The organism is Corynebacterium sp. (assembly GCF_012837295.1).
Lineage (GTDB): Bacteria > Actinomycetota > Actinomycetes > Mycobacteriales > Mycobacteriaceae > Corynebacterium.
The window spans coordinates 1-10588 of sequence record NZ_DURI01000081.1 but is presented as its reverse complement, the minus strand read 5'-3'; the positions used below and the strand labels follow the sequence as shown (position 1 = coordinate 10588).

Here is a 10588-nt window from a genome sequence, read left to right as displayed (position 1 = left end):
GTGGTGGCGAAGGCGCGGCGCTTGTCGTGGCCCAGGCCCAGGCGGCCGAGCTGGCGCTCCATGTTCGCGATGTTCGCCTCGGTGGTCACGCGCGGGTGCGTGCCGGTCTGGACGGCGAACTGCTCAGCGGGGAGGCCGAAGGCGTCGTAACCCAGCGTGTGCAACACGTTCGCGCCGCGCATGCGGTGGAAGCGGGCGAAGACGTCCGTGGCGATGTAGCCCAGCGGGTGGCCGACGTGCAGGCCCACGCCCGACGGGTACGGGAACATGTCCTGCACGAACAGCTTGTCCTTCGGCAGCTCCGCGCCATCGGCCGGCGCGAGGTCGCCGACCGGGTTGGGGGCGTGGAAGGTGCCGCGCTCGGTCCAGCGCTGCTGCCAATCCGCCTCCACCCGGGCCGCGACGCCCGGGGTGTAGCGGTGGCCGGTGCCCTCGGCTTCGGCGGACGCCGCGCCGGTGGGGGCGGCGGCGGTGGTGCTGTTGTCGGTGTTCCCGCTGTTGGTCATGGGTACACAGCATAGTGGGCGGGGCGGAATCCGTCGGATAGAGGCCGGATAGCGGGGATTGCTTTACGACGAACCCGCGTGCCTCTTGGGGTCGGCGAGCAAGTACGCCCGGTTGCGACTCGACGGTGGAGCGGTTGGTTCGATGAATCCGGCCTCGACGAGGTCTCGGAGATGATTGCGCACGGCGCCGACGGAGAGCCCGATGTCTTCCGCGATTTCTCGTACGGTCCGGGGGTTCACCGGGTCAAGGATCTGCAGAATCTCCCGCTGTCGTTCACTGATCCTCGAATGATCCCCGAACAAGACGAGCCCATAACGTTCGCTGCCCGGCCCGGATGTGCTGACGATTTCGAGGAGCCCCCGATCAACCAGTTCATTGATGTCGGTTCGTGCGTCGTCGGAGTCGACGCCGAATTGGTTGCGCAGGTTCTGGGCGGTGACGACGCCCATCTGCTTTGCCAGGACCAGCGCGATTTGCTGATTACGATTGATGCCGTCGGCGGCCCCGCCCGCGTAATCTTTCAGCCATTGGTGAGTTTCGGGGTTGAGCAGCCCAAAACGGTGAATTGTCACGGCAAATCGCCCGATCTGTGCCTTGAACTCAGGATGCGGCATGCCCCGGCTGGCGAGGACTGCGATCATGCGGCGAATTCCGGATCCCTGGCTTTCGACGATCGCGCGACCTTCCTCGTCGATGGCCCTCATCATCAGCGCCTTAAGCGCCGTATTCCGGGATTCGGAAACTCCTTCGTCGAGGTTGTCGACCGTGCGCCCACCCCACAGTCCACCGGGATTCGAGACCTCGACGCGGTCCGGGTACACGTCGACGGCGATCTGGGTTCCTCGCCCCACTTCGCCGTAGTCCCGGTGGATGACGGCGTTGGCGATGGCTTCGCGAAGTACGACCACCGGGATCTCGGGTTCACTGACGACGCCGGTGCCGGATTCCACTGATGTTGTCCGCAAATTCCGGACGACCGCATTGACTGCGTCGTCGATGGCCAGCGGCATTCTCCCGTCACACACCCGGCGGTCTAGGAATCGGATGCCGGTCGGGTCAGTCGACTTCTCGCGCCCGGGATGGACCACCACGTCGATGAACAGCTGGTCGTAGTACTGCTGGGGGTACTTTCCCAAAACCAGGAGCCCCGCCAAAGTCACGTGGCCCGCGTTGTCCGTCGCGTTGATCCTGGTGAGCATCTCCTCTTTAGTGGTGACTCCGTCCAGCTGCCGTGAGTGAAGCCGTTTGATCTGATCCTGCACGCCACTGATCGCCTCATCATCGAGGTCTCCGACGGTCGCGCCCGACACCGGTTGGCGGTCACTGACGTCTGCGCCGCCGAGTCCGCGGAGCTCGCTGATCTGATAGCCGTTCAGCCGATGATCCCCGTCGACGATGCGCGTGTACGAGCCGTTGGGCATTCCCACGCCGGACACGAAGCATGGCATCTGCCGGATGAGAAACGGGTCCTCGCGCATGGGGTGAATGCGCAATGCGATGAACTCGCCGGCATCGCCGAGGTCGACGAAGTCCAGTTCATACCGGGGAATCGGCGTGACTTTCGGGTCAGCTTTTGCGCTTGCTTCGAGGCCGGCTTTCAACCGTTGCATGACCTTCTCGGCGTCGAATCCGCTGGTGACGGCCCAACCCTCTTGTTCGTCGATGCCGAGCAAAAGTAAGCCGCCTTCGGTGTTGGCGAAAGCTGAAACCGTTTCCCACACTGCACGGTCGACCTTCTCGCGGACTCGCTTGGCTTCGAGCCGGGTGCCTTCGCGGCCACCTTCCAATAGCGCCCGGTATGCGGAAACAGCTGCATCCGTCAGTGACTGACTCATGCCCTCACTCTAGCAACTGATGGTCCTCACTAAAGGAACTGACGCCGTCACTCTAGAAAGTGAGGCGCTCACTATAGAAAGTGATGTAATCACTTGCTGCAGTGAGCCGTTCATGTTCACAAGCGTTCTCCGCCCGCACCGCACGACCACCGTTTTCGCCGCCGCGCCCCGTGCCCCTAAACTGGTGCGCATGATCGTGATTCCGGTGATTTTGCTGGTCGTGGCCGTCGTGGTCGCCGTGGTGGCTGGTCTGGCGTGGTCCGCCAAGCTGCCGGGCAACGCGTACGTCGGCATTCGTGCGCCGGAGGCCCGCAAGTCCAAGGAGAACTGGGACATCACGCACCGCGTCGCGGGCCCGCCGTGGGCCGTCTCCGCGCTGGCGTTCGCGGGCGCGGCGGCGCTGGCGTTCCTGGCCATCCGCCCGGAGGCGTCGGGCTGGATGTGGCTGTGGGTCGTCGTCGCGGGTCTGCTGGGGCTGGCGATGCTGGGCGTCGGCGGCGCCATCGGTTCCCACACGATCGCGCTTTACGACGCCAAGAAGTCCGCCGAATCCGGGTCCGACGGATGTTGTTCCTCCGACACGGGCGCCTGCGGCTCCGGCTGCGGCTGCGGTTCCGCCGAGGCGGCGACCTGCGACTCCAACACCGCCGGCACTGCAAACTCCGCCGGCACCACCGCCACTACCGGCGCCGACGCGTGCTGCACTCCCACCGAGGCCGCCGATCCGTCGTGCTGCTCCACCGATGCCTCCGCCGACGCGACTTCCGCCGCCGCCACCAACGTGCCCCGCGACCCCTCCGCCGACTGCGGAGTGACCGGCGGCTGCGGCTCCTGCGGCCTCAACGGCATGTGCGAGGACGGCAACGCCACCTTCGGCTCCGCCAACGCCCGCACCGCCAACACCGGCACCGCCGTCGACCGCGATGCACTGCGCCGCGCCGCTCGCGCGAACGACGGTGAATAGGGGAGTGGCCGGGACGTCGTAAAGCAAAACGGCCTAACCCACCTCGAATGACTTAACCCACCCGCTGCAACGGGTGGGTTTGCTCATTCGGGGTGGGTTAACTCATCGGCGCGCCCGGCCCCCGAACCGCCGTAACCCTCCCGGTCGTCCGGGCCAGGGGATAACCTTGTTCCCCATGTGGAACCGTCTGCGCTCGTGGCGCCCCGATCCTTTGATCGTGATGATCGTGCTGGCCGTGATCATCGCCATTTTCCTGCCCGCCCGCGGCGCATTCGCCGAGGGTTTCGGCATCGCGACGAAGATCGCCATCGGCCTGCTGTTCTTCCTCTACGGCTCCCGCCTGAGCCCCCGCGAGGCCCTCGACGGCCTGAAGAACTGGCGGCTCCACCTGACCATCCTCGCGCTGACGTTCGTGCTGTTCCCCATCATCGGGCTGGCGCTGAAACCGCTCGACTGGGTGCTCGCGCCCGGGCTCTACCTGGGCATTCTGTACATGACGCTCGTGCCGTCGACCGTGCAGTCGTCGGTGAACTTCACGTCCATCGCGCACGGCAACGTCGCCGGGTCCATCGTCAGCGCGTCGGCGTCGAACCTGCTCGGCATCGTGATCACCCCCGTGCTGGTCATGCTGCTCATGGCCACCGGCGATGGCGTGAAGGTCGATGGGTCGGTGTTCCTGGACATTTCGATCCAGCTTCTGCTGCCGTTCGCGCTGGGCCAGCTGCTGCGGAAGTGGACGCTGAAATTCGCCGCGGCCAAGGCGACGAAGAACGTCGACCGCATCTCCATCGCCATGGTCGTCTACGCCGCGTTTTCCGAGGGCATGGTCGACGGCATCTGGTCGCGCGTGCCCGTCACCGACATCGTGATCCTCTGCGTCCTGTCCGTGGTGATGGTCGAGGGACTGCTGCGGATCTCCGGGTTCATCGCCCGGCGCGCCGGCTTCGACCGCCGCGACCGGATCGCCATCCAGTTCTGCGGCTCCAAGAAGTCCCTGGCCACGGGTCTGCCCATGGCCGCCGTCATCTTCGGGTCCGGCGGCGCGGGCGTGATCATCCTGCCGCTGATGATCTTCCACCAGATCCAGCTGATGATGTGCGCCGTCTACGCCGCCAAATGGGGCCGCGAATTCGAGGAACGCGCCACCGCCGACGCCGTCAGCTGAGCGGGGACGCGCGTGCCCTGAGAGATGGCGCCCGGTGACGTAGCGTTGGCGAAGATAACCACGGACCGTCGACAAGGGGAGTGCCACCATGACCGAAAAGCCGGGAGCCGCAGGCGAAGCGGGAGACACGGACGCAGCCGCAGCCGCAGCCGCGTCCGGGTCCGCGTCCGGTGCGGCGCGCGACGCCGGCGCCCGCGACGGTGCGATCACCGCGTTCTGGGATTGGTGGACGGCCGAGGGCGCCGACCGCCTCGACGCCGCGTTCACAGGCGGGGCGAATTTCGGCGGCGGCGGTTTCGGCGATGCGGGGCCGATGGACATCCAGGCCGAGGTCGGGCCGCGGGTGTCCGCGATCGACGAGCGCCTGGTGTGGGGTTTCGGCGCCGGCGAGCCGTTCTCGCGGCACCTGCTCACCGTTACCGCCGCAGGCGATCCGCGCGTGCGGCACATCGCGCGTCGCTGGCTGGACGCCGCGCCCGACGACGGCCCCGTGTGGTCCTTCACCGACCTGCGCACGGCCGAGCCGATTTCCACGGTGACGTGGGCGGGCCATGAGATCGACCCCGCCGAGGCGCGCGTGGCGGTGGCCGCTGGGCAGGGCGTCGCGGACGTCCGTCTGTTCCACCCGGTCTTCGCGAACTTCGTGGCGGCGGGCGAGGAGGGCGAGCGCGACGTCGCACACGTCGGTTTCATGCTGCTGCAGTTGGCGCTGGGGGAGGAGGACTTCGGCCTGTGGCTGCGGTCCTTCGCCTTCGCCGCCGAAGAGCCGGAGGGCGCGATGCCGCTGGCCGAGCTCCCGGGGTTCATCGATCGGCTGGCCGGCGCGTGCCCGCGGTGGCTGACGCTGCAGGGCCAGGCAGACGGCAAGCCGGTCATGGTCGGCACGCGTGCGCCGCTGTCGCCGCTGGTCGGACCGTTGTTCACCCGCCACGTGGTGGCGCAGCTGCTGTTCGCCGACGTGCTCGACGACGGCCAGGCCGGCGAAGCGTCGGCGAAGGCCCTGGCCGACTTCCACGAGGACGCGATGGCGACGCTCGCCGACGACGGCCTGCTCGTGGCCACCGAGACCGCCGACGGGATGCGCCTGCTGCACTTCTACGTCGATCCCGAAACCGACGCCACGGAGCGGCTGGCCTCGCTGACCGACACGTGGACCGAGGGCGACCACGAGATCGTGGCGGCCGAGGATCCGGCCTGGGAGCGCATCGGCCACCTTCGCGCGTAGCCCGCGTTTTCGGCAGGGCCGAGGGAATCCGTCCGCCCCCGGCCCGTCAGGCGATGACGTTGACCAGCAGCACGTACAGCGCGGTGCCGGCCAGGATGCTCAACGCGGAATTCCGACGCCACAAATGCAACCCGACCGTCACGGCGAGCGCCAGGGGAGCGGCCCACCAACCGCCGGGATCGCCGTTTGCCACCACCGCGTCGAAGAACCCGGTGCCGCCACCCCCCTCACCACTGCCGGCGGCGGCCTCCGCACCACCATCACCGCCGCCGATCAGGCCCATCCGGTCGACGAGGGTGTACGCCACCAGCGCCACCATGACGCCGACGGGCATGGTCACGCCGAGGAACCTCACCAGCTCGGAACCGCGGAGGACGCGGATGAAGGCGAAGGGGGCCCATCGCAATGCGACGGTCACCGCGCCCATCACCAGCAGGGACGCCAGAACATAACCGGAATCGGGCATCACGGCGCCTCCTTCCGGCCACTCTCGCCGCTTCCGCCGCCGGACGCGGGGACGTGGGCGTCGTCAAGCGAATCGGACCCGGGCCCGCCGCCCCAGCGCATGACGCGATCGAGCCCCGGCGACCACACGCGCGCGAGCAGCACGCAGAAGTACAGCATCAGGCCGATGACCAGCATCTGCCCCGGATTGATCAGCCATCCGACCGCGACGCACGCCAGCGCCGACAGGGGCAGCGACCAGTCGCGGTTGAGGCGGAACGCGTCCATCGCCAGGACGGTGAACAGCGCCGTCAGGGCGAATTCGAAGCCGACCAGCCCCTCGGGCAGCCCGCGGCCCGCCAGCGCGCCGACGATGCCCGACACCACCCACGACAGCTGGCAGAACAGTTGGATGGTCAGCAGGCGCGCCCCGCGCAGCGGCATGCCGGGCGGCCGCGCCGAGGCGATGGCGTAGGCCTCGTCGGTCAGGGCGTACGTCGAATACGCGCGACCCAGCCACCTCAGCACGCGGCTGCCGCCCGGGCGCGCGCCGATGACGTCGCGGGGGAACGTAAGGCCGTAGAAGATGTGCCGGAAGTTCACCATGAACGCCGTCACGGCCGACCCCAGCAGGCCCGTATGCGCCATGACCAGGCCAATCGCCAGGAACTCCATCGACCCGGCGTACACCAGGATCGAGAACACCGGCGTCCACCACCACGCGAACCCCGTCTGAGTCACCAGCACGCCGAACGCGAGACCCAGCGGCACCAGGCCGATCGCCACCGGCCACGCTTCGGCGATGCCGCCGCGGATGGGGTGCGGGTCGGCGGGGGCGGGGGCGGGGGCGGGGCCGGTTGCTTTGCGACGCCCACCGCCCATCCCGTCAGTTGTCACGGACATCGACGGGGTAGGTCGAGTACAACGGCAGCGGCCACGGCTGGCGGCGCATGACGTCGCCCCACACGTCGGCCGCGCCCGGTGCGAGGACGTCGCTGGGCAGGGCGGGGGCGACGTACCAGTCGCCGCGCTCGATTTCGTCGTGCAGCTGGCCGGGCGCCCAGCCGGAGTAGCCGGCGAAGAGGCGCGCGCCGTCGAGGTGCGGAGTGACGTCGGAGGGCTCGACGCCGAGGTTGACCAGCGCGAACCGGTGGGCGAGCTTCTCCAGCAGGGGAGCGCCGGTGTCCTCGTCGAGGCCCTCGGGGACCTCGGCGCCGGTGCGCAGCACTCCGATGCAGACGGGCTGCGTCTGATTGACCGGCCCGCCGACGTAGACGACCGGCGGCTTCGACATCAGGCCCGCCCACGGCTCGAGGACGTTGTGCACGGGCGTCTGCGACCGAGTGGTCAGGTCGACGCCGAGGGTGCCGGCTTCGTCGTGCTCGACGATGAACACCACGCTGCGGGCGAATTCCGGCGACTCCATGCCCGGGGCGGCGACGAGCAGCATCCCCGCGGCGGGGTCGTTGCGCTCGAGGCAATTGAAAAGGCGGTCTCCGAAAAGGTTTTCCTGCTCCACCCCGCCCATTATGCCCGGCGCGGCGAATCGATCCACCGGCCGCCGCCCCACGCCCGGCTCGGTCCCCGCTCGGTCCCGGCTAGGTCCCGGCGCCCGGTCCGGCTCGGTCCTGCTCAGCCCTCTCGCTCGGTCCACCAGCGCTTGAGCTCGAGGATGGCGTCCTCGCGCTCGAGCGGCCCCTGGTCCAGGCGCACGTCCTTCATGTGCTTCCACGCCTCGCCGACTTCGGGGCCTGGGCCGAGGTCGAGGATCTCCATGATGTCGTTGCCGTCGAGGTCGGGGCGCACCTTGGCCAGGTCTTCGGCGGCGGCGAGTTCGGCGATGCGGGTCTCCAGGTCGTCGCAGGCCCGGCCCAAGCGGGCCGCTTTACGACGGTTCCTCGTCGTGCAATCCGCCCGCACGATCTTGTTGAGCTTTCCCAGCAAGGGGCCGGCGTCGGTGACGTACCGGCGCACGGCGGAGTCCGTCCAGGCGGCGTCGCCGTATCCGTGGAAGCGCATGTGCAGGTAGACCAGCTGCGCGATGTTCTCGGTGACGCGCTTGGGGTACTTGAGCTTGCGCAGTCGGCGGCGCACCAGCTTGGCGCCGACGACCTCGTGGTGGTGGAAGCTGACGTTGCCGGATTCGGTGAAGGAGCGCGTGGCGGGCTTGCCGCAGTCGTGGAGCAGCGCCGCCCAGCGCAGTTCGAGGTCGGGTTCGCCGGGCTCCTCCTGCTCGATCGCCTGGCGCATGACCTGCAGCGAATGCTGGTAGACGTCCTTGTGCTGACGGTGCTCGTCCTGGGTCATCTTCATGTCCGGGATCTCCGGCATGACGTGGTCGGCCAGGCCGGTGTCCACCATGAGGTCGATGCCGGACGACGGGTCTGCGCCCAGGATCATCTTGTCCAGTTCGGTGGCGACGCGCTCGGCCGTGATGCGCCGGATCTCGCCGTTCATGTCCTTCATGGCGGCACGGACGCGATCGGACACCCCGAAGCCCAGCTGGGAGGTGAAACGGCAGGCCCGCAACATGCGCAGCGGGTCGTCGCCGAAGCTGACCTCCGGCGCGCCCGGGGTGTCCAGGACGCCGGCGACGACGTCGTCGAAGCCGTTGAGGGGATCGCGGAAGGAGCGCGTGCCGTCGGCGTGGAGTTCAACGGCGATGGCGTTGCACCGGAAATCCCGGCGGACCAGGTCCCCTTCGAGGGAGTCGCCGAAGGTCACCTCCGGATTGCGGCTGACCTGGTCGTATTCATCGGAGCGGAAGGTGGTGATCTCCACCTGCCGGCCCTTCTTCTCCGCGGAGACGGTGCCGAAGTCGATGCCGGTGTCCCACGTCGTCTCCGCCCAGTCCTCCAGAATCGCCGCGATCACCTCGGGGCGGGCGCCGGTGGTGAAGTCCAGATCGTTGCCCAACCGGCCCATCAGCGCGTCGCGCACCGAGCCGCCCACCAGATAAAGGGAATGCCCGGCGTCGGCGAAGGCCGCGGCCAAGGGGGCGAGCAGTTCGGCTTCCCGGCCGATGGCCTGATCCGCCACCGCCAGCATCGCGGTCCGCCGCACCTCCGGATCGACGGCCGCATCGACGTTGGCGTCGCCCCCTCCTCCGACGGGGCCCTGGTGGGCGTGGTCGGGGGTGCGCTGGGGAGTCGGGGCGTCGGTCACGTGCGACACAATACCCGCAGGCTCCGAACGGCCCGGTAGTCTGTGAGGAATGAACGATGCCGAACGGAACGAGGGGACGGCGGGGCCGCAGCGTCGGCGCCGCCGCCGTTCGCGTCGGCGCAGCGGACGCCCGCAGGATGGCGGCCAAGGGGCCAATCAGAACCCGGGCTCCGGTTCGGGCTCGGCGGCGCGCGGCGAGAAGTCGGGCGGACGTTCCGGCTCCAACGCCAATTCCGGTTCCGATTCAAACGCGAACGCGGGCAAGGGCGGCGCTTCCGGCTCGGGCTCCGGTTCGGGTTCGGGATCCGCCAACCGTTCGCGCCGCCGTCGCCGCGGCGGCCGCGGCCGGGGTTCCGGCTCCGGCGGGAACTCGGCCAACTCCCACAACGCCCAGAAGAACCAGAACTCCCAGAACTCCCAAAATTCGCGGAACTCCGGCAACGCCCCGGACGGCGCCGGCTCCACCAGTGGCGCCGGCGGCACCGGCGTCACGGTCAAGGACGGGGGCTCCCCGAAGAAGGACTCGCCGAAGAACTCCCAGGCCAAGTCGGGTTCCGGCAAGGGTTCGCAGCGGTCGGGATCCCGCTCCGGCGCGAGGTCGGGGTCGGGTCGGGGCGGACAGCGGCGTCGTCAAGCGAACCAGTCCAAGGGACGCCCCGGACGCCGTCCGGCAGCAGGACGCCCGTCGCAGCGCGGCGGCGAACAGCGCGACCGGATGCGGACGTCCATCGAAACGTCGGCCGGCGGGCTCGTCGTCTCCGGCCTGGCCGAAGCCGTCGGCGACGACGGCAACGTTGACCTGTCGCGCATCTACGTCGCGCTGATCGGCCGGCTCGACCGCCGCGGCCGCCTGCTGTGGTCGATGCCGAAGGGCCACGTCGAACCCGGCGAAGCCCACGACTCCACCGCCGAACGCGAAGTGTGGGAGGAGACGGGCATCCACGGCGAGGTCATCGCCGAGCTGGGCGTCATCGACTACTGGTTCATCTCCGACGGCACGCGCATCCACAAGACGGTGCACCACCACCTGCTGCGCTACGTCGACGGCGACCTCAACGACGAGGATCCCGAGGTCACCGAAGTGACCTGGTTCCCCGCATCGACGCTGGTCGAACGCCTGGCGTACGCCGACGAGCGCAAGCTCGCCCGGCGCGCCCACGATCTGCTGCCGGACCTGGCCAAGGCGGAGAAGGACGCCGGAAAGGCGACCCCGCGGTGACCCGGCGCGGGGGCGGCCGCGGGAAGCGACTGGTCGCGACGGCGGCGGCGGGGGCGTTGGCCCT

The 10588-nt window shown here is 69.0% G+C and carries 10 protein-coding genes; 4 read left to right on the top strand and 6 right to left on the bottom strand.

Going from position 1 to position 10588, the window contains the following annotated elements; translation table 11 throughout:
- Both GX015_RS02785 and GX015_RS02780 read right to left on the bottom strand, forming a co-directional pair.
- A partial coding sequence (locus GX015_RS02785) for a class I tRNA ligase family protein (protein WP_291342627.1) occupies positions 1-506 on the bottom strand: 506 nt, incomplete at its 3' end.
- Positions 507-569: 63 nt separating this feature from the next.
- Positions 570-2342, bottom strand: a complete 1773-nt coding sequence (locus GX015_RS02780; RefSeq protein ID WP_291342624.1) for an ATP-binding protein — start codon at positions 2340-2342, stop codon at positions 570-572.
- A gap of 190 nt (positions 2343-2532) precedes the next feature.
- Between GX015_RS02780 and GX015_RS02775 the strand changes: the two genes are divergently transcribed.
- From GX015_RS02775 to GX015_RS02765, 3 genes are all read left to right on the top strand, one after another.
- Entirely contained in the window at positions 2533-3306 is a 774-nt protein-coding gene (locus GX015_RS02775) for an SdpI family protein (RefSeq protein WP_291342621.1), read from the top strand.
- A 175-nt stretch (positions 3307-3481) separates the two neighbouring features.
- A complete protein-coding gene (locus GX015_RS02770) occupies positions 3482-4471 on the top strand; it encodes a bile acid:sodium symporter family protein (protein WP_291342620.1) in 990 nt (329 codons plus the stop codon).
- 88 nt (positions 4472-4559) lie between these two features.
- Positions 4560-5696 carry a DUF695 domain-containing protein gene (locus GX015_RS02765; RefSeq protein WP_291342618.1) on the top strand — a complete coding sequence of 379 codons (1137 nt, stop codon included), beginning with the start codon at positions 4560-4562 and terminating at the stop codon, positions 5694-5696.
- Positions 5697-5742: 46 nt separating this feature from the next.
- On the opposite strand, the gene GX015_RS02760 is transcribed toward GX015_RS02765, so the two are convergent.
- The 4 genes from GX015_RS02760 to GX015_RS02745 all read right to left on the bottom strand — a co-directional run bounded on the left by GX015_RS02760 (position 5743) and on the right by GX015_RS02745 (position 9188).
- Entirely contained in the window at positions 5743-6162 is a 420-nt protein-coding gene (locus GX015_RS02760; protein WP_291342617.1) for an AzlD domain-containing protein, read from the bottom strand.
- Entirely contained in the window at positions 6162-7037 is an 876-nt protein-coding gene (locus tag GX015_RS02755; RefSeq protein WP_291342615.1) for an AzlC family ABC transporter permease, read from the bottom strand. The genes GX015_RS02760 and GX015_RS02755 overlap by 1 nt, the downstream gene beginning before the upstream one ends.
- The gene (locus GX015_RS02750; RefSeq protein ID WP_291342629.1) at positions 7027-7668 is read right to left on the bottom strand and encodes a YqgE/AlgH family protein; all 642 of its coding nucleotides are present in this window, start codon (positions 7666-7668) and stop codon (positions 7027-7029) included. The genes GX015_RS02755 and GX015_RS02750 overlap by 11 nt, the downstream gene beginning before the upstream one ends.
- 104 nt (positions 7669-7772) lie before the next feature.
- Positions 7773-9188: a CCA tRNA nucleotidyltransferase gene (locus GX015_RS02745; protein WP_291342628.1), complete on the bottom strand. Its 1416-nt coding sequence runs from the start codon at positions 9186-9188 to the stop codon at positions 7773-7775.
- A gap of 166 nt (positions 9189-9354) precedes the next feature.
- Here GX015_RS02745 and GX015_RS02740 point away from each other — a divergent pair, with 166 nt between their 5' ends.
- Complete coding sequence (locus GX015_RS02740; RefSeq protein ID WP_291342613.1) at positions 9355-10524, top strand: NUDIX hydrolase; 1170 nt, start codon at positions 9355-9357, stop codon at positions 10522-10524.
- The last annotated feature ends 64 nt before the right edge of the window (positions 10525-10588 follow it).

Coding starts and splice junctions, on each gene's coding strand:
- GX015_RS02745 (WP_291342628.1), bottom strand. CDS start 9,188: ATGCTGGCGGTGGCGGATCAGGCCATCGGCCGGGAAGCCGAACTGCTC.
- GX015_RS02775 (WP_291342621.1), top strand. CDS start 2,533: ATGATCGTGATTCCGGTGATTTTGCTGGTCGTGGCCGTCGTGGTCGCC.
- GX015_RS02760 (WP_291342617.1), bottom strand. CDS start 6,162: ATGCCCGATTCCGGTTATGTTCTGGCGTCCCTGCTGGTGATGGGCGCG.
- GX015_RS02780 (WP_291342624.1), bottom strand. CDS start 2,342: ATGAGTCAGTCACTGACGGATGCAGCTGTTTCCGCATACCGGGCGCTA.
- GX015_RS02765 (WP_291342618.1), top strand. CDS start 4,560: ATGACCGAAAAGCCGGGAGCCGCAGGCGAAGCGGGAGACACGGACGCA.
- GX015_RS02770 (WP_291342620.1), top strand. CDS start 3,482: ATGTGGAACCGTCTGCGCTCGTGGCGCCCCGATCCTTTGATCGTGATG.
- GX015_RS02750 (WP_291342629.1), bottom strand. CDS start 7,668: ATGGGCGGGGTGGAGCAGGAAAACCTTTTCGGAGACCGCCTTTTCAAT.
- GX015_RS02740 (WP_291342613.1), top strand. CDS start 9,355: ATGAACGATGCCGAACGGAACGAGGGGACGGCGGGGCCGCAGCGTCGG.